19 protein-coding genes and 1 other RNA gene are annotated in these 16,244 nt (G+C 68.1%); 14 read left to right on the top strand and 6 right to left on the bottom strand.

Annotated features, from left to right (window positions below):
- Positions 1-80 precede the first annotated feature (80 nt).
- Positions 81-1,112, top strand: coding sequence for a tRNA dihydrouridine(20/20a) synthase DusA (dusA, locus tag M9M90_RS14585; RefSeq protein ID WP_371876861.1), 1,032 nt, complete (start codon positions 81-83; stop codon positions 1,110-1,112).
- On the opposite strand, the gene M9M90_RS14580 is transcribed toward dusA, so the two are convergent.
- From M9M90_RS14580 to M9M90_RS14570, 3 genes are all read right to left on the bottom strand, one after another.
- Positions 1,056-1,565 (bottom strand): TIGR02281 family clan AA aspartic protease, encoded by a 510-nt coding sequence (locus M9M90_RS14580; protein ID WP_254833944.1) that lies wholly within the window; start codon positions 1,563-1,565, stop codon positions 1,056-1,058. The two genes, dusA and M9M90_RS14580, sit on opposite strands and share 57 nt — an antisense overlap.
- Positions 1,566-1,681: 116 nt before the next feature.
- Positions 1,682-1,903 carry a DUF1289 domain-containing protein gene (locus M9M90_RS14575; RefSeq protein ID WP_254833943.1) on the bottom strand — a complete coding sequence of 74 codons (222 nt, stop codon included), beginning with the start codon at positions 1,901-1,903 and terminating at the stop codon, positions 1,682-1,684.
- Between the two features lies 1 nt (position 1,904).
- The gene (locus tag M9M90_RS14570) at positions 1,905-2,327 is read right to left on the bottom strand and encodes a PaaI family thioesterase (RefSeq protein WP_254833942.1); all 423 of its coding nucleotides are present in this window, start codon (positions 2,325-2,327) and stop codon (positions 1,905-1,907) included.
- A gap of 173 nt (positions 2,328-2,500) precedes the next feature.
- Between M9M90_RS14570 and M9M90_RS14565 the strand changes: the two genes are divergently transcribed.
- Positions 2,501-2,818 carry a hypothetical protein gene (locus M9M90_RS14565; RefSeq protein WP_254833941.1) on the top strand — a complete coding sequence of 106 codons (318 nt, stop codon included), beginning with the start codon at positions 2,501-2,503 and terminating at the stop codon, positions 2,816-2,818.
- Positions 2,819-2,981: 163 nt separating this feature from the next.
- Positions 2,982-4,442, top strand: coding sequence for a phospholipase D-like domain-containing protein (locus M9M90_RS14560; protein WP_254833940.1), 1,461 nt, complete (start codon positions 2,982-2,984; stop codon positions 4,440-4,442).
- Here the strand turns inward: M9M90_RS14560 and M9M90_RS14555 are convergent.
- Positions 4,429-5,160: an endonuclease/exonuclease/phosphatase family protein gene (locus tag M9M90_RS14555; RefSeq protein ID WP_254833939.1), complete on the bottom strand. Its 732-nt coding sequence runs from the start codon at positions 5,158-5,160 to the stop codon at positions 4,429-4,431. The genes M9M90_RS14560 and M9M90_RS14555 overlap by 14 nt on opposite strands.
- A 97-nt stretch (positions 5,161-5,257) precedes the next feature.
- Here M9M90_RS14555 and M9M90_RS14550 point away from each other — a divergent pair, with 97 nt between their 5' ends.
- From M9M90_RS14550 to M9M90_RS14535, 4 genes are all read left to right on the top strand, one after another.
- Positions 5,258-5,521: a TonB family protein gene (locus M9M90_RS14550; RefSeq protein WP_254833938.1), complete on the top strand. Its 264-nt coding sequence runs from the start codon at positions 5,258-5,260 to the stop codon at positions 5,519-5,521.
- A gap of 109 nt (positions 5,522-5,630) precedes the next feature.
- Entirely contained in the window at positions 5,631-6,833 is a 1,203-nt protein-coding gene (locus M9M90_RS14545) for an acyl-CoA dehydrogenase family protein (RefSeq protein ID WP_254833937.1), read from the top strand.
- Positions 6,834-6,907: 74 nt separating this feature from the next.
- A complete protein-coding gene (locus M9M90_RS14540) occupies positions 6,908-8,053 on the top strand; it encodes an acyl-CoA dehydrogenase family protein (RefSeq protein WP_254833936.1) in 1,146 nt (381 codons plus the stop codon).
- A 230-nt stretch (positions 8,054-8,283) separates the two neighbouring features.
- Positions 8,284-8,877, top strand: coding sequence for a DUF3052 family protein (locus tag M9M90_RS14535; protein ID WP_254833935.1), 594 nt, complete (start codon positions 8,284-8,286; stop codon positions 8,875-8,877).
- Here the strand turns inward: M9M90_RS14535 and M9M90_RS14530 are convergent.
- Positions 8,858-9,439 (bottom strand): gamma carbonic anhydrase family protein, encoded by a 582-nt coding sequence (locus M9M90_RS14530; protein WP_254833934.1) that lies wholly within the window; start codon positions 9,437-9,439, stop codon positions 8,858-8,860. The two genes, M9M90_RS14535 and M9M90_RS14530, sit on opposite strands and share 20 nt — an antisense overlap.
- A gap of 126 nt (positions 9,440-9,565) precedes the next feature.
- Between M9M90_RS14530 and M9M90_RS14525 the strand changes: the two genes are divergently transcribed.
- The 4 genes from M9M90_RS14525 to M9M90_RS14510 are packed head-to-tail and all read left to right on the top strand — an operon-like array spanning position 9,566 to position 12,507.
- The gene (locus tag M9M90_RS14525; RefSeq protein ID WP_254833933.1) at positions 9,566-10,459 is read left to right on the top strand and encodes a DMT family transporter; all 894 of its coding nucleotides are present in this window, start codon (positions 9,566-9,568) and stop codon (positions 10,457-10,459) included.
- Positions 10,456-11,175, top strand: a complete 720-nt coding sequence (locus M9M90_RS14520; RefSeq protein ID WP_254833932.1) for an N-acetylmuramoyl-L-alanine amidase — start codon at positions 10,456-10,458, stop codon at positions 11,173-11,175. The genes M9M90_RS14525 and M9M90_RS14520 overlap by 4 nt, the downstream gene beginning before the upstream one ends.
- Before the next feature lie 2 nt (positions 11,176-11,177).
- Positions 11,178-11,690 carry a GNAT family N-acetyltransferase gene (locus tag M9M90_RS14515; protein ID WP_254833931.1) on the top strand — a complete coding sequence of 171 codons (513 nt, stop codon included), beginning with the start codon at positions 11,178-11,180 and terminating at the stop codon, positions 11,688-11,690.
- Positions 11,691-11,739: 49 nt separating this feature from the next.
- Positions 11,740-12,507, top strand: a complete 768-nt coding sequence (locus M9M90_RS14510) for an SDR family oxidoreductase (protein ID WP_254833930.1) — start codon at positions 11,740-11,742, stop codon at positions 12,505-12,507.
- Between the two features lies 1 nt (position 12,508).
- Here the strand turns inward: M9M90_RS14510 and M9M90_RS14505 are convergent, their stop codons facing one another.
- On the bottom strand, positions 12,509-14,080 hold the full coding sequence (locus M9M90_RS14505; protein WP_254833929.1) for an AMP-binding protein: 1,572 nt from the start codon (positions 14,078-14,080) through the stop codon (positions 12,509-12,511).
- A 150-nt stretch (positions 14,081-14,230) separates the two neighbouring features.
- On the opposite strand from M9M90_RS14505, the gene M9M90_RS14500 reads away from it, so the two are divergent.
- The 3 genes from M9M90_RS14500 (at position 14,231) to M9M90_RS14490 (ending at position 16,244) form a co-directional block, all read left to right on the top strand.
- Complete coding sequence (locus M9M90_RS14500) at positions 14,231-15,070, top strand: hypothetical protein (RefSeq protein WP_254833928.1); 840 nt, start codon at positions 14,231-14,233, stop codon at positions 15,068-15,070.
- Positions 15,071-15,121: 51 nt separating this feature from the next.
- Positions 15,122-15,503, top strand: an RNA gene (gene rnpB / locus M9M90_RS14495) — RNase P RNA component class A.
- 276 nt (positions 15,504-15,779) lie between these two features.
- Positions 15,780-16,244 carry a division/cell wall cluster transcriptional repressor MraZ gene (locus M9M90_RS14490; protein ID WP_254833927.1) on the top strand — a complete coding sequence of 155 codons (465 nt, stop codon included), beginning with the start codon at positions 15,780-15,782 and terminating at the stop codon, positions 16,242-16,244.

Raw genomic sequence — 16,244 nt, 5'->3', positions numbered from 1 at the left:
GAAATGGGGCGAAAAGCGCTGCGGGATAGCGTAGAAAGCGCACCCGAAATGCCGTGGGCGCCCGGTCGCATATGCTAGAAGTGCAGCAATTCCGCGCACATAGACTGTCCGTCGCCCCGATGATGGACTGGACGGACCGCCATTGCCGGGTCCTGCACCGGACTCTGTCGAGCCGCGCGCTGCTCTATACGGAGATGCTGACGACCGGGGCGATCCTGCATGGGGATCGGGCGCGGCTGCTGGCCTACGACGCCGTGGAGCATCCGGTGGCCCTGCAGCTCGGCGGATCCGATCCGGCCGACCTGGTCGCCGCCGCGCGGATCGGCGAGGCCGAGGGCTATGACGAGATCAACCTCAATGTCGGCTGTCCCTCCGACCGGGTGCAGAGCGGCCGGTTCGGCGCCTGCCTGATGCGCGAGCCCGAGCTGGTGGCCGAATGCATGGCCGCCATGGGCGCGGCGGTGAAGGTCCCGGTCACCGTCAAATGCCGCATCGGTGTCGACGACCAGGCGCCGGAGGAAAGCCTGTTCCGGCTGGTCGACCTCTGCGCCCAGGCCGGGGTGACCACCTTCATCGTCCATGCCCGCAAGGCCCTCCTGAAGGGCCTGTCGCCCAAGGAGAACCGGGACGTGCCGCCCCTGGACTATCCGTTGGTCCATCGGCTGAAGCGCGAGCGGCCGGACCTGACCATCGCCATCAACGGCGGGATCGGCTCGCTGGACGCGGCGCTGGAACATCTCGAGGTCATGGACGGGGTGATGCTGGGCCGAGCCGCCTATCACGCTCCCGGCCTGCTGGGTCAGGTGGATCGGCGGGTGTTCGGGGTCGGCGAGGACGTCGGCGCCGCCCAGGCCGTCGAGCTCTATCGCGGCTATGTGGCCGGCGAGCTGGCCAAGGGAACCCATCTGGCGGCCATGACCCGGCATATGCTGGGCCTGTTCCACGGCCTGCCCGGCGCGCGGACCTGGCGGCGTATCCTCACCGTCGAGGGCGTGAAGTCCGGGGCGGGACTTGAGGTGATCGACGCCGCGCTGGCGGCGGTGTCCCAGGCCCGCTCAGGGGCGCAGGATGAGCGCCGTCTTCGTGGCCTCGAAGCGGGACAGGCGGCCTAGGTAGCTCATGCCAAGCAGGGAGGTCTCGAGGCCCTTCTCGATGACCAGGGCGTCGACGTTGGAGACCTGGGCCCCGGCGATCGAGATGCTGCCCAGCTTCACGGCCGCGGCGCGAGTCTGACCCGACGCGGTGATCACCTTGTAGGCGTAGTCCAACTGGGACGTGTCGATGCCCAGGCGCTTGGCGTCCTGAGTGGTCAGCGCCACGGCGCTGGCGCCGGTGTCGACCAGGAACCGGACCCGCGAGCCGTTGACGTCGGCCTCGGCCCAATAGTGGCCATCGGCGCCCTTGGCGATAGAGGCGGCCTGGCTCTCGACGGCTGTCGAGGGCGCAATTGCGAGCGCGGCGCGCAGCTCGGGCACGGCGTGCTTCTGCTCGAATCTGGCCACGCCCTGGGCCGCGCCCACGGCTGAGACCGCGCCTATCAGCGCCAGCACCGCCAGTCTGATCATCTCGACACCCGTTCTCCGGCCAATCCAGGGCCGTTCTCGGCCAGGGGCGAAGATTAGGCAGGCGGGGTTTGCAAGCCGTGAATCGAATCTTGCCGAGTTCCTAACGGCGAGCCGGCTCAGCTGAACATGGCCAGTTTCTCGGGGCGGATGCGGTCGCGGCGGGACGGCAGCTCGTCGGTGACGACCGCCCGCTCGTCGTCGGTGAGCTTGGCCCAGCCGGCCACCTCCGAGAGCTTGCGGTAGCAGCCCATGCACAGGCCGCTCTCGCCGTCGACGACGCACACCTTGATGCAAGGCGTCTTGATGGGGGCGGGGGGGCGGAGCGGCAGGTCGGTCATGTCACGGGATAGAGTAGGTGACCGTGGCCTGGGCCGCCAGTCGCTCGGCGCTCTCGGTCCAGAGCCGGATGTCGCAGACTGCGCTGCGCCGCCCCAGGCGCAGCAGCAGGGCCTCGGCGTGGATCTCGCCGGGCTTGGCGGCGCGCAGGAAGTTCATCACCAGCGAACTGGTCACCGCCATCAGCTCCTCGCCCACGTGGCAGAGCACCAGGGCGTAGGCCGCGGTGTCGGCCAGGCTCATCAGGCTGGGACCCGAAATGACCCCGCCGGGGCGCAGCATCCCCTCGTGATAGGGCGCGACCGTGTGCACGCGGCCGGGCTCGACCTCGGTGATGGTCGGGAAAAGCAGGGCCGAACCCTGCGGGAAGGCGCGCCGCAACAGGGCGTTGACCGCGGCGGCGTCGAGCTTGATGTCGGGAGCCATGCCTAAATGATTGCGTCTATGTTCTATAGTTGCAACCGGATTATGTTACTTGAGTAACTATGATGTATCATGACCAATATTTAACCGTCCAATACTGAATCTGTCCAGAAATTCATTTGAGGCGACCGGCTGTGAAGGCCAGCTTTCCAGGGTAAATTTCACGGAGTACCGCCATGCGACCGATCACCACCGCCTTTGCCGCTGCCTGCCTCCTGACCGCCGCCGGGACCGCCAGCGCCGCCGTCAGCGATGTGGAATATCTGCGGGCCAACCGCTGCCGGGGTCTGGCCGCCGCCGAACTGGCCGCCGTCGACACCGCGGCCCTGGACGCCTTCCTCAAGGCCGAGAAGCGCTCGCGCTCGACGTATGTGGCCGATCGCGGCCTGGCGGAGATGGACAAGGCCCGGCGCGAAGCCAAGACCACCAACGCCGAGCGCAAGGCGCGCCTGACGGCCGAACTCACCGGACCCTGCCAGGTCTACAAGGGCTGACGCCCCCCGGCCCAGCCCTGTCGACACAGCCTGAGCGCCCGGTTCGCCGGGCGCTCTTTTTTGCTCGCCGACGACTCTTCGCTGGCCTTCCGGGCGCCTGGAACCCACCTTGGCCGTACGCTTTGTCACGGGCGTAAGCATTTGCGAGGGCGCTGCGCCGGCCATGACGATCTTGAGACCCGGCGAGACCTGTTGGCGAACGGCTCGGGCCGGCCGTGCGGCCTTCCTGATCGACACGGAGGCTTATTTCACCGCCGTCTACGAGACCCTGCGCAAGGCCAAGCGATCGATCATGCTGCTGGGGTGGGGATTCGATCCCCGGACGCGGTTGTTTCCCGATGGCGCCGACGGGCCTGACGACCCTGACGAGGTCGGCCGGTTCCTGGTGGAGTTGGCCCGGTCCCGGCCGGAGCTCGACATCCACCTGCTGATCTGGAAGTCGGCCCTGCCCGTCGCCATCAGCCAGGAGTTCTTCCCCCACAAGGCCCGCAAGTGGTTCCATGGCACGGGGGTGAGGTTCGTGCTGGACGACCAGGTGCCCTTCGGCGCCTGCCACCATCAGAAGGTGCTGGTTGTGGACGACGAGCTGGCCTTCTGCGGCGGCGGCGACATCAGCGTCGACCGATGGGACACACCGGGCCACCTGGACATCGAACCGCGGCGGATCATGCCCGACCAGGAACACCATGCGCCGCGTCATGAGGTGATGGCCATGGTCGACGGCGAGGCCGCCATGGCCTTCGGCGACCTGGCGCGCGAACGCTGGCGGCGCGCCACCGGCGATGTCCTGCCGAAGCCGGAGAGGCCGGCGGGGACCGATCCCTGGCCCAGCCACATCCCGGCCCACCTGCGCGAGGTCGACATCGCCATCGCCCGCACCGAACCCGCCTGGAAGGGCCAGCCGGTGGTGGAGGAAATCCGCCGCCTCTCCCTTGAATCGATCCTCGCGGCCAAGACCACCGTCTATCTGGAGAACCAGTACTTCACCGCCCCGGCCATCGCCGAGGCCATCGCCACCCGGCTGGGCGAGGCCAACGGGCCGGAGGTGGTGCTGATCTCCACCGGCCAGAGCCCGAGCTGGTTCGACCAGCTCACCATGGACAGGGCGCGCTCCAACATCCTGTGGCGCCTGCAGGCGGCCGACATCTTCGGGCGGTTCCGGGCCTGGTACCCGACCACCCGGGCCGGGAGCACGATCATCGTCCACTCCAAGGTCACGGTGGTGGACGATACCCTCGCGCGAGTGGGCTCGGCCAATCTCAACAACCGCTCGGGCGGCTTCGACACCGAGGTGGAGCTGGGCATTGAGGTCTCGACCGAAAGCGACCGCATGGCGGTCACCGCCTTCCGCGACCGGCTGGTTGGCCACTTCCTCGGCCATACGGGCGATGCGGTGGCCAAGGCCCGCGCCGAGCGCGGCGGATTGATCGGCGCCATCGAGGCCCTGAACCGCGAAGGCCGGCTCGCGCCCATCCTGCCGACGAAACAGTCGGCCTTGGGGGAGATGATCGCCGCCTATCACCTGGGCGATCCGGCCAATGTCAGCGACAGTTGGCGCCCCAACCGCCGCCGCGACCGGCTCTATACGACCATTCGAGCCGAGCGCCGTCTCAGACGAGGCTGAAGTCCATCACCAGGGGCAGGTGGTCCGAGGCGACCCGGGTCAGGGCGTCGAAGGGGGCGGTGACGCTCTCGACGCGGATCTCCGGGCTTACGAAGATGTGGTCGATCCGCAGCACGGGCAGGGCCGAGGGGAATGTCGAGGTCGACACCTTGTTGGGCGCCAGCCGCCGCGCCGCTTCCAGCTTGGCGTGCAGGGTGCGGTAGACCACGGAGGTTGCGGTGGCGTTGAAATCGCCCAGCAGGATGGTGGGCCCCTGGCGGGCCGGATGACCCAGCCATCCCTGCCCGGCCAGCCAGGCGGCCTGGATCTGCTGTTCCTTGGGCACCAGGCCCAGATGTGTGTTGAGGATGTGGACCTCGCGCCCCTCGATCTCCACCGCCAGCCACAGGGCGCCGCGCGGCTCCAGCTGCGGGATGGCCGGGTGGCCCGGCAGGGGGCCGGTCTGGATCAACCGCTCGGGGTAGGCCGTCAGGATCGCGTCGCCGTAGAGCTCCTCTTCCACCCGCAGGGCGGGGTGGAAGTGGAAGGACATTTTCAGGCGCTGGGCGATCTCATGGGCCTGGTCGACGCTGCCGGTCCGCACCCGGCCGACATCCAGCTCCTGCAGGGCGACGATGTCGGGCTGCAGCTGGGCGATGACCTCGGCCACCCGTCCCACATCGAGTCGACGATCGGTCCCAACGCAGCGATGGACGTTATAGGTAAGGATGCGGGGCATGTACCGGTCAGGGATGCACGCCTCGGGACATCGGCGCAATCGCTCCAACGGTTGGCGCACGCTGAAGGTTCGCCGGTAAGGTGACTGTGAGGGTGAAATGATGCTGCTGATGATGATGGCCGTCCTGGGAGCCGTGGCGGCCGAACCGCCCGCGGGTCGCCAGGGACGGGCGAGCGTCGAATGCCGCGTGGAGAAGGACGGACGGCTCACCGGCTGCGTCCTGCTGTCCGAGACGCCGACGAACGCGGGCGTCGGCGCCTTCGCCCTGAGACTGGTCAAGACCTACCGCGTTCCGCCGCAGGACCGGCGCATCCGCAACGGCAAGATCGTCGTCCCGATGAGGTTCAAGATGCCGGGCTGAGCGCCTTCGGATGACGTTGACGTAAGCGTCATCTTCACATCGTCGGGCGGCGCGCGTATGGTCGCGCCAACGACATACACTGTAAATGCTCGCGCCAGGGAGCCGCACCATGGACCTCGACTTTTCCCCCGAAGACTCCGCCTTCCGCGAGGAGGCCCGCGCCTTCATCGCCGAGAACTACCCCAAGGCCCTGCGTGAGAAGCAGGCGCGCGGCGAGGATCTGGGCAAGGAGGATTTCCTCTCCTGGCACCGCATCCTGGCCGCCAAGGGCTGGTCGGCGCCCTCCTGGCCCAAGGAGTTCGGCGGCACCGAGTGGACCCCCACCCAGAAATACATCTGGTCCGAGGAACAGGCCCGGGCCGACACCATCGGCATCCTGCCGTTCGGCGTCGCCATGCTGGCGCCGGTGATCTACACCTTCGGCACGCAGGAGCAGAAAGAGAAGTTCCTGCCCGGCATCCGTGACGGCAAGGTGTGGTGGTGCCAGGGCTATTCCGAGCCGGGCGCCGGCTCCGACCTGGCCAGCCTGAAGACCAAGGCCGAGCGCATCACCGGCGACGACGGCAAGGAATACTATCTCGTCAACGGCCAAAAGACGTGGACGACGCTCGGCCAGCACGCCGACTGGGGCTTCTTCCTGGTCCGCACCGACCCCAATTCCAAGCCGCAGGCCGGCATCTCCTTCCTGCTGATCGACATGAAGTCGCCGGGCATCGAGGTCCGTCGGATCACGACGTTGGAAGGCGGCCACGAGGTCAACGACGTCTTCCTCGACAATGTGAAGGTGCCGGTCGAGAACCGCATTTTCCACGAGAACCAGGGCTGGACCTGCGCCAAGGCGCTGCTGGCCCATGAGCGCTCGGGAATCGCCGGGGTGGCGCGGTCCAAGCGCGGCCTGGAACGGGTGCGCGAAATCGCCTCCACCGAGCTGTCGGACACCGGCGGCCCGCTGCTGCAGGACCCCTTCTTCAAGCGCAAGGTGGCCGAGCTCGAGATCGACCTGACCGCGCTGGAGTTCACCGAGCTGCGCACCCTGGCCGGCGAGCAGAGCGGCAAGGGCCCGGGCCTGGAAAGCTCGATCCTGAAGATCAAGGGCACCGAGATCCAGCAGCGCCTGCATGAGCTGGCCCTGGAGGCCGTGGGCCACTACGGCGCGCCCTATCTGCGCGACCTGGGTCACAACGCCAATATCGGCCCCGGCTACGCCGACGGCCTGGCCGGTGATTACTTCAACGGCCGCAAGACCTCGATCTACGGCGGCTCCAACGAGATCCAGCGCAACATCATCGCCAAGATGGTGCTGGGCCTCTAGGCCACATTCTGAATAATAGTCTTCAAGCCCGCTCCGGCCTGCGGCCGGGGCGGGAAACGTCACGGGGAAACCAGATGGATTTCAGCTTCACCGAAGAACAGTCGATGCTGCGCGACACCGTCGCGAGCTATCTGGCCGACCACTACAGCTTCGAGCAGCGCCGCGACGCGCTGAAGACCGAGGCGGGCTGGCGTCCGGCCGTCTGGAAGGCCTTCGCCGAGGAGCTCGGCATCCTGGGCGCGCCGTTCTCGGAAGAGCTGGGCGGCCTGGGCGGCGGTCCGACCGACAACATGGTCGTGATGGAAGAGTTCGGCAAAACCCTGGTGGTCGAGCCCTATCTCGGCACCGTGGTGATCGGCGGCGGGTTCCTGAAGCACTCCGGCCATTCCGGTGCGGCCGACATCATCGCCCAGATCATCGCGGGCACGACCACCATCGCCTTCGCCGCGGCCGAGCCCCAGGCCCGCTATAGCTGGCAGGACCTGAAGACCACCGCCAAGAAGGACGGCTCCGGCTGGGTCCTCAACGGCGCCAAGGCCGTGGTGATCGGCGCCCCCTGGGCCAGCCACCTGATCGTCACCGCCCGCACCGGCGGCGGCCAGCGCGACGCCCAGGGCGTCTCGGTGTTCATCGTCGACAAGACCGCCAAGGGCGTGACCACCCGCGACTACCCGACCGTCGACGGCTTGCGCGCCTCGGAAGTCACCTTCGAGAACGTCTCTCTGCCGGCCGAGGCCCTGATCGGCTCGGAAGGCGCAGGCCTGCCCCTGGTGGAAAAGGTGATCGACGAGGCCATCGTCGCCACCTGCGCCGAGGCCTGCGGCGTCCTGCGCCGCCTGCACGAGGGCACCTTGGAATACACCAAGCAGCGCAAGCAGTTCGGCCAGCCGATCAGCCAGTTCCAGGTGCTGCAGCACCGGATGGTCGACATGTTCATCCAGCTTGAGCAGTCGATCTCGATGACCTACATGGCCAATATCAAGCTCACCGACACCGACGTCGAGCGCGCCAAGGGCGTTTCGGCGGCCAAGGTGCAGATCGGCAAGGCCTGCAAGTTCGTCGGCCAGAACGCCATCCAGCTGCATGGCGGCATGGGCATGACCGACGAGATGGCCATCGGCCACTACTTCAAGCGCGCCACCATGATCGAGGGCGCCTTCGGCTCCACCGACCACCACCTGGCCCGCTACGAGACCCTTAGCCTCGGCAAGGCGGCGTAAGGCTGAAGCGACCCCTTCTCCCCTTGCGGGAGAAGGACGCGTCCGCACGAATAAATCCGCGCGCGATGTCGCAGCGGAGCGATCCCGTTCGTCCTTAAAATGTGAAGGCCCCGCCGCCTCGCGCTCGTCGACCGACCGGCCTCCCCGCCGATCCCGTGGCCCGCTCCCCCGGCCCCCTGGCGCCCCCACGCCGCCGACGACTAGGATGCGAGGCGGCGGGAGGCGGGACCATGGGCAAGGACGCGCAGGTTGAGGCGAGGTTCGCGGACGGGCCCGACAGCGGCCGCCTCCAGTACGAGCCGCCCAGGCTCCTGTTCCGGGGCGCCCAGCGCCGCGTCTACCAGGGCGATGACCTCAAGGGCGTCCGCGCCGAGGCCGGCGATCTGGTCCTGGCCGACGGGTCGCGCTTTTCGCTGGGCGAGAAGGCCGCGGCGAACTGGGCTCAGGCGATGCTCAATCCCAAGGGGCGGCTGGACAAACTGGGCGTGAAGCCCGGGATGCGCGTCGCCGTCCTGAACCTCGCCGACGACGCCCTGGCCGCCGAACTGGCCGAGCTCGGCGTGGAGTCGGCCGAAGACCTCGCGGGCCTCGACATCCTGTTCTACGCCGCCGACAGCGCCGGCGAACTGGCGCGTCTGGGCGATCTGGTCCCGACCCTGGCCGACAAGGGCGCGATCTGGGTGGTCTCGCGCAAGGGCAAGGCCGCGGCGGTCAAGGACGTCGAGGTCATGGCCGCGGCCAAGGCGGTGGGCCTGGTCGACAACAAGGTGGTCGGGTTCTCCGAGACCCTGACGGCGCTTCGGTTCACCCTGAGGCGGACATGAGCCGGTCGCGCTCGGCGGCCATCTCGGCGCGGAAGCTCTCCTTCGACCACAGCCGGTAGTCGCCCTGGGCATAGGCCTGGGCGTTGCGCCAGTAGAGGAAGGCGTTCATCGCGTTGGCGAGAGCGTTGTCGCGGGTCTTGGTCACCGCGCCCGGCGAGCCCATGACGATGGAGTGGGGCGGGATCACGGTCCCTTCCTTCAGGAAGGCGCCGCCGGCGACAATGGAGCCCGCGCCCACCACGCAGCCGTCCATGATCGTCGCCCCGATCCCGATCAGGCAGTCGGCGCCAATGTCGCAGCCGTGCAGGGTGACGTGGTGGGTGATCGAGCAATTGGCGCCGATCAGGGTCGGCGTGCCCGCGCCCACATGGATCATCACGAAGTCCTGCACATTGACCCGCGGCCCGATGACCACCCGCTGGCTCTCGGCGCGCACCACCACATTGCACCAGATCGACGCCTCGGCGGCGATCTCCACCTGGCCGAAGATGCGCGCGGAGGGGTCGATATAGGCGGCCCCCAGATCGTCGACGTCAGGGCCTAGGAAGGGTGCGGCGGTCATGGGCGTCTCCGAATGGACAGCGCCACCATCGGGGAGTTCCCAAACGTCAGACAAGCGCCCTCTGGATTCGCCTTAGACCGCCGCCGGGCTTGCCAAAGCCGGTCGAACCGAGCCTAAGGCAGGGCCATGGCGCTTCGCGACTTCGCTCTGCTGGTCATGGTCTGCCTCGTCTGGGCGGCCAACAACATCGTCTCGAAGTTCGTGGTCTCGTACATGGACGTCCCGCCGCTGTTTTACGCGGCGGTCCGCTTCGCCGTGGTCGCGGTGGCGGTGTTCCCCTGGCTGCGGCCCGCGCCGCGTCCCATCTGGCGGCTCCTCGTGGTGGCGCTGCTGATGGGCGGCGGCAATTTCGCCCTGATGTTCGTGGGCCTGAAGAGCTCCACCCCGTCGTCGGTGGCCGTGGTCAGCCAGGTGATGGTGCCGATGACCACATTCCTGTCCTTCATGCTGCTGGGCGAGCGGCTGACGCGGCGACGCCTGTTCGGCATCGGCCTCACCCTGCTGGGCGCGCTGACCGTCATGTGGGACCCGCACGGTTTCCGGATCGCGCCCGGCCTGCTGTTCGTCGTGGCCGCGGCGTTCCTGGGCTCGCTGGGCGCTGTGATGCTGAAGCAGATGGAGGGGTTGAAACCGCTGCAGATGCAGGCCTGGGTCGGGTTGTCCTCCTTCATCCCCCTGGCTGCGCTCTCGGCCTGGCTGGAGCCGGGGGCGGCCGCGGTGGCCGTGGCCAGCGGCTGGCCGTTCGTCGCCGCGGTGCTGTTCTCAGGCCTGATCGTCTCGGTGGTGGGCCACACGCTCTATTACGGCCTTATCCAGCGCTATGAGGCCAACCTGATCTCGCCGTTGACCCTGATGACGCCGCTGGCCACCATCGGGCTCGGAGTCCTGTTCACCCATGACCCCTTCGATGCGCGCATGGCCTTCGGGGCCGCGGTGGCCATCGCGGGCGTCCTCATCATCGCCCTGAGGCCCAACCAGATCATGCTGCTGCTGCTCGCCCTGCGGAACCGCGACAAGTGAAATTCATCGAGGCGGCCTCGCCCAATTTCAACGAGCGCCTGGTCCCGCCGGACCTCGTGGTCCTGCACTATACCGGCATGCCCACGGGGCCGGAGGCGCTGGAGCGTCTGTGCGCCGCCGACTCCAAGGTTAGCTCCCACTACATGGTCGAGGAGGACGGCCGCGTTTTCCGCCTGGTCCCCGAGGCCCGACGCGCCTGGCATGCGGGTCTGTCGTCCTGGAAGGGCGAGACCGACATCAACGGCCGCTCCATCGGCATCGAGATCGTCAATCCCGGTCACGAGTTCGGCTACCGGCCGTTCCCCGACGCGCAGATCGCCTCGGTGATCGAGCTGCTGGCCGACATCCGCACGCGCTGGGACATCGAGGACGGCCGTATCGTCGGCCATTCCGATGTCGCGCCCGAGCGCAAGGAAGACCCGGGCGAACTGTTCCCCTGGAAGCGCCTGGCGCAGGCCGGCCACGGCCTGTGGGTCGAGCCGGACGCCGCACCCGGACAGGCCCTGGGCGAGGGCGAGGAGGGCGCGGGCGTCTTCGCCCTGCAGGCCGGGTTCACCCGGCTTGGCTATGACTGCGCGCCGTCGGGGCGGTTCGACGCCCACACCGCCACGGTGGTGCGCGCCTTCCAGCGCCACTGGCGCCAGGAGAAGGTCGACGGGATCGCCGACGGCATGACCCGCGCCCGGCTGATCGCGCTGCTGCGCGCCGCGGCCTGAGCGTGGCCGGGTTCGACATCCGGCCGGTGGCGGTGTCGCAGACCGACGCCGTGCTGGCGCTCTACAGGGCCACCGCCGCGGCGCCCGGCGGTCTGGCGCGCCGGCCCGACGAGATCGACCTGGCCTATGTGCGGGGCTTCCTGGCCAAGGCGTCGAAGGACGGCGTCACCCTGGGCGCCTGGGATGGCGATCACCTCTGCGGCGAGATCCACGCCTGGCGCATCGGGCCCGACCAGTTCGCCCACGTGCTGAGCGACCTCACTGTCGCTGTCGATCCCGCCTGGCAGGGAAGGGGCGTCGGCTCGGCCCTGTTCCGGGCCCTGTTCGAGGCGGCGGCCACGCTCACCCCTCGCGTCCTGCGCGTCGAACTGGCCGCTCGCGAGGGCAACGCCTCAGCCATCGCCCTCTATCAGCGCCTTGGCTTCGTGATCGACGGGCGGTTCGAGAAGCGGGTGCGCATGCCCGACGGCGCCTTCGAGGCCGACATCGCCATGGGCATCATACTGCCCGACTGAATTGCCCCATACCAAATATTCGAAAATACTCCGAAAACAGGACATTTCTATGCAAAATCTATTCAGTGTTGAGGGCAAGGTGGTCCTCGTGACCGGCGGCAGCCGCGGCATCGGCGAGATGATCGCCCGCGGCTATGTGGAGAACGGGGCCAAGGTCTACATCTCCTCGCGCAAGGCCAATGTCTGCGACGCGCTGGCCGAAGAGCTGTCGAAGTACGGGACCTGCGTGTCGCTGCCCTCCGACCTGTCGGGCATGGCGGGCATTGTCGGCCTGGCGGCGGCCCTGGCCGAGCGGGAGCCCAAGCTCGACGTCCTGGTCAACAACGCCGGCGCCACCTGGGGCGCCCCGATCGACGAGTATCCGGAGGACGGCTGGGACAAGACCGTCGACCTCAATGTGAAGTCGATCTTCTTCCTGACCCAGAAGCTGCTGCCCCAACTGCGCGCCGCGGCCAGCCATGAGAACCCCAGCCGGGTGATCAACATCGCCTCGGTGAACGGCATCGAGCCGCCGGCGCTGGAAACCTACGCCTACTCCACCTCCAAGGCCGGCTGCATTATGCTGACCCGCCACCTGGCCAAGCGGCTGGCGCCCGAGCACATCCTGGTCAACGCCATCGCGCCGGGCCCCTTCCAGAGCCACATGATGGCCGCGACCCTGGCCCGGGCCGGCGACGCCATCGCCAAGGCCAATCCCCGCGGCCGGATCGGCACGCCGGAGGACATCGCCGGGGTGGCCATTTTCCTGGGCAGCCGGGCCAGCGCCTATACGACCGGCGCGGTGATCCCCTGCGACGGCGGCTCGGCGGAGTTCTAGGTCAGATCTGGCGCGCCCTGCCTTCCCAGTAGGGCGCGCGGACCTTGTTGCGCAGGATCTTGCCCGCCGCGCTGCGCGGCAGTTCCGGCACAAAGTCGATGGACCTCGGCACCTTGTACTTGGCGAGATTGGCGTTGGCGTAGTCGAGGATCGCCCGGGCGACCTCGGGGCTCGCCTGGCGGCCGGCCTTGAGTTGTATCACCGCCCGGACTTCCTCGCCGCGCTCCTCGTGCGGGACGCCGACCGTGCAGCTATCCTCGACGTCGGGATGCTTGATCAGCTCGTTGTCGATCTCCTGCGGGTAGATATTGACCCCGCCGGCGATGATGGTCTCGGCGCTGCGGCCGGTGAGGAACAGGTAGTCGTCTTCGTCGAAATAGCCGATGTCGCCCAGGGTGAAGTAGCCCTCGCGGCGGTTCGAGGCGGTCTTGGCCGGGTCGTTGTAGTACTGGAAGCCGCCGTCCGGCAGCTTCATGTAGATCGTACCGGCGGTCCCCTGCGGGCAGTCATTGCCGTCTTCGTCTAGAATGCGGGCGGCCTCGGGATAGGGCCTGCGGCCCACGGTTCCCGGCTTGGTCAGCCACTCCTTCGAGCCGACCAGGAAGCCCGCCCCGCCTTCGGAACCGGCATAGTACTCGTTCAGCACCGGGCCCACCCAGGCGATCATGGCGTGCTTGACCTCGGGCGGGCAGGGGGCGGCGCCGTGGGTGATCGCGCGCAGGGACGATAGATCGTATTTCGCTCGCACCTCGTCGGGCAGGGCCAGCATCCGCTGGAACATGATCGGCACCAGGTGGGTGCGGGTCACCCGGCGCTCGGCCATGACCTTCAGCACGCCCTCGGTGTCCCACTTGTCGATGAAGACCAGGGGCACGCCGTTCATCAGCGGACGTCGGACGTCCCCCAGCAGGGGAGCGGCGTGGTAGGCGGGTCCCGCGCACATGTGCAGGTCCACGTCGCGGTCGTAGATGGCGTTGAACTCGGGAATGGGCGCGTCAGGCTTGAACACCCCCTTGGGCCGGCCGGTGGTGCCCGAGGTGTAGAGCATGGTGTGGCCCCGGACGGGGTCGGGGATGTCGGAGCCGCCCAGGGGCGCCAGGGTGGCTTCATATGCCTCGAAGCCTTCGATCGCGCCGCCGATGGCGACCTTCAGCTTCAGGGCCGGGCACTGGTCGGCGGCGGCCTTGGCGGTCGCCACCCGCGCGTCGGCGAACAGGGCCTTGGCCTGGCAGTCAGCGATCACATAGGCGATCTCGTCGGCGGTCAGGTGCCAGTTGACCGGGGTGATCCGCATGCCGGCCCGCATGGCGGCCGACAGCACCTCGACGAACTCCGCGCGGTTGGTGCAGAGCAGGGCGACAGAGTCGCCCTCGACGAGGCCGGCGGCGCGCATTCGCCGTACGATGCGGTTGGCGTTGGCGTTCAAGGCGCCGAAGGTGCGGGTTGCGCCGTCGGGGTCGTAGACCGCGACCTTGTCCGGGGAGATCTGCGCCCAGACCGCGTGCATCATGCCGACCTGGGCGGCTTCGGTAACCCGTCGTCCAAGGTCGAGTTCGGCGCTTGCGGCGTCCATCGGCTTCCTCCCATCGCGCGACCCTCTGGCGGGGCCTGGATCCAGGCTGGCTCAGCCCAGTCGCCGATGCAAGACCATCGTTGGCAGGACAGGGTGTTTGGCCATACGCTGCGCCAGAAACGCGGCGAAGCCCGCGGCAGGGAGGACGCCATGACGCTGACCGAGCAACAGGAGCGCGCGGGGCCGTTCCGCATCCCGCGCAACACCGCCCAGGAGATCAAGGGCTCGATCCACGACGACGCCACCGCCTCGAAGCTGGGCTTCCGGGGCGGCACGGTGGCGGGTTCTATCCACATGGACCAGTTCGTGCCGGCCCTGCTGGACCTCTATGGCCGCGACTGGTTCGCCGCCGGCGGCATGTCGCTGATGTTCAAGCAGGCGACGGTGGACGGGGAGGCGGTGCGCGCCACGGTGACGCCCGGCGCCGAGCGCGCGGCGCTCAGTATGTTCAACGAGGCCGGAGCCCTGATCTGCGAGGGCACGGCCAGCGATCGCGACGACGCCGGGTCGGATCTGGCGCGTCGGCTGAAGGCCCAGGAGCCGCCCGAGGCCGGCGCCCTGCGCATCCTGGCCGGCCTGAAGCCCGGCGACGAGGCGCGCGACATCCCGCTCACGGTGACGCCGGACGCCCTCGCCAAGCGCCTGGAGACCATTACCGAGCCTCTGCCCGACTATGGACCGGGCAGCCTGATCCTGCCGCCGTCGATGGCCGTGGTGCTGGCGCACGGCGCCCGCGCCGCCGTGGTGGCCAGCGCGGGCAAGGCGGTGGGCCTGTTCGGCGCCCTGGAGGTCCAGCACCTGGCGGGACCGCTCAGGGCCGGTGTGGACTATCTGGGCCGAACCCAGGTCCACGCCCTGGCCGAAAGCCCGAAGACCGAGGCCGTCTGGTACGATGTGTTCATCGCCGACAAGGAGTCGGGTGAGGACGTCGCCCGGGTGAGGTTCTTCCTGCGCTTCATGAAAGGCTCCTCGCCGCTCTGGACGGCCTGAGGCGAGGCTCGGCTTGACCCGCCGCGTCGCAGCCCTCACTTATCCACGCGATCAGACGGCCGGGCGGTCGCGGCGGCGCAAGCCGTCGAGGAAAGTCCGGGCTCCACAACGACATGGTGGCGGGTAACGCCCGCCGAGGGCGACCTCAGGGATAGCGCCACAGAAAGCAAACCGCCCGGACCTCGGTCCGGGTAAGGGTGAAAGGGTGGGGTAAGAGCCCACCGCGGGCCTGGTGACAGGACCGGCATGGCAAGCCCCGCCAGGAGCAAGACCGAATAGGGACGCTGCGCCCATCTCGCATGGGCAGGACTGTCGTAGGTCCGAGGCGTCCGGGTAGGTCGCGAGAACCGTCCCGCGAGGGGCGGTCCAGAGGAATGATCGCCGCGCCGGTTCGCCGGCGGCACAGAACCCGGCTTATAGGCCGTCTGATCCCTTCATCCGTCCACGGTGCTGCGCAAACACCGGTTATACTTAACGCGTTCGATGTATGTTCTGTGAATTGTTTATGCGAATTAACCATAAGTCGACGTGACATCTTTGATTTTGCGCGAAATCACGATCTGGAGTCATTGTCTCCCAATTGATCCCATGTTAACCCAATCATCGTCCGCTGAGGTATGGGGCGCGTCGCGGCGGGGCGGGGCGCTTGTGTCATCCGAAGGCGGGAAGGGGCGGCTCATCCGGAGCCGCCGAGGGGGGTTGCGGCGGGATGTTTCTCTCGACATTCGAGAAACAATTGGACGCCAAGCGGCGCATCGTTGTGCCGCAGGAGTTCCGCGCCCTGGTCTCTGGCCCCTTTGACGGAATCATCTGCTTTCCTTCCATCGAAGCCGATTGCATCGAGGGCGGCGGGAAAGCCTTGTTCGACCGTTACCTGTCGCTGATCGAAGAGATGCCGTTCGGCGACCCCACGCGCTCGGCGCTGGAGTTCTCGGTCCTGGGCGGCCAGGCGAAGATGAGCTTCGACACCGCCGGCCGCATTACCCTGCCCGAACAGCTCTGCGACATGTTCGGCCTCACCGACGATGTCGTCCTGGTCGGTCTCGGGGACCGGTTCCAGATCTGGGAGCGGGGAGCCTTCCAGGCCCATCGCGCCGCCCAGCGCGAGCTGGCTCGCGAGGGCCTGGCCCAGCTTCGCACCCAGCAGCGCGCCGCCAAGCTCGGGGTGGCCTGA

The sequence above is a fragment of the Phenylobacterium sp. LH3H17 genome (assembly GCF_024298925.1).
GTDB lineage: Bacteria > Pseudomonadota > Alphaproteobacteria > Caulobacterales > Caulobacteraceae > Phenylobacterium.
The sequence above is the reverse complement of the archived record's forward strand: the minus strand, read 5'-3'. Positions and strand labels throughout refer to the sequence as shown.

What these genes read in the sequence shown, in the direction of transcription:
- M9M90_RS14535 (WP_254833935.1), top strand. Translation starts at nt 8,284, where the DNA reads ATGGGCAAGGACGCGCAGGTTGAGGCGAGGTTCGCGGACGGGCCCGAC.
- M9M90_RS14580 (WP_254833944.1), bottom strand. Translation starts at nt 1,565, where the DNA reads ATGATCAGACTGGCGGTGCTGGCGCTGATAGGCGCGGTCTCAGCCGTG.
- M9M90_RS14565 (WP_254833941.1), top strand. Translation starts at nt 2,501, where the DNA reads ATGCGACCGATCACCACCGCCTTTGCCGCTGCCTGCCTCCTGACCGCC.
- M9M90_RS14555 (WP_254833939.1), bottom strand. Translation starts at nt 5,160, where the DNA reads ATGCCCCGCATCCTTACCTATAACGTCCATCGCTGCGTTGGGACCGAT.
- M9M90_RS14530 (WP_254833934.1), bottom strand. Translation starts at nt 9,439, where the DNA reads ATGACCGCCGCACCCTTCCTAGGCCCTGACGTCGACGATCTGGGGGCC.
- M9M90_RS14560 (WP_254833940.1), top strand. Translation starts at nt 2,982, where the DNA reads ATGACGATCTTGAGACCCGGCGAGACCTGTTGGCGAACGGCTCGGGCC.
- M9M90_RS14490 (WP_254833927.1), top strand. Translation starts at nt 15,780, where the DNA reads ATGTTTCTCTCGACATTCGAGAAACAATTGGACGCCAAGCGGCGCATC.
- M9M90_RS14505 (WP_254833929.1), bottom strand. Translation starts at nt 14,080, where the DNA reads ATGGACGCCGCAAGCGCCGAACTCGACCTTGGACGACGGGTTACCGAA.
- M9M90_RS14545 (WP_254833937.1), top strand. Translation starts at nt 5,631, where the DNA reads ATGGACCTCGACTTTTCCCCCGAAGACTCCGCCTTCCGCGAGGAGGCC.
- M9M90_RS14540 (WP_254833936.1), top strand. Translation starts at nt 6,908, where the DNA reads ATGGATTTCAGCTTCACCGAAGAACAGTCGATGCTGCGCGACACCGTC.
- M9M90_RS14550 (WP_254833938.1), top strand. Translation starts at nt 5,258, where the DNA reads ATGATGCTGCTGATGATGATGGCCGTCCTGGGAGCCGTGGCGGCCGAA.
- M9M90_RS14570 (WP_254833942.1), bottom strand. Translation starts at nt 2,327, where the DNA reads ATGGCTCCCGACATCAAGCTCGACGCCGCCGCGGTCAACGCCCTGTTG.
- M9M90_RS14575 (WP_254833943.1), bottom strand. Translation starts at nt 1,903, where the DNA reads ATGACCGACCTGCCGCTCCGCCCCCCCGCCCCCATCAAGACGCCTTGC.
- M9M90_RS14525 (WP_254833933.1), top strand. Translation starts at nt 9,566, where the DNA reads ATGGCGCTTCGCGACTTCGCTCTGCTGGTCATGGTCTGCCTCGTCTGG.
- M9M90_RS14500 (WP_254833928.1), top strand. Translation starts at nt 14,231, where the DNA reads ATGACGCTGACCGAGCAACAGGAGCGCGCGGGGCCGTTCCGCATCCCG.
- M9M90_RS14510 (WP_254833930.1), top strand. Translation starts at nt 11,740, where the DNA reads ATGCAAAATCTATTCAGTGTTGAGGGCAAGGTGGTCCTCGTGACCGGC.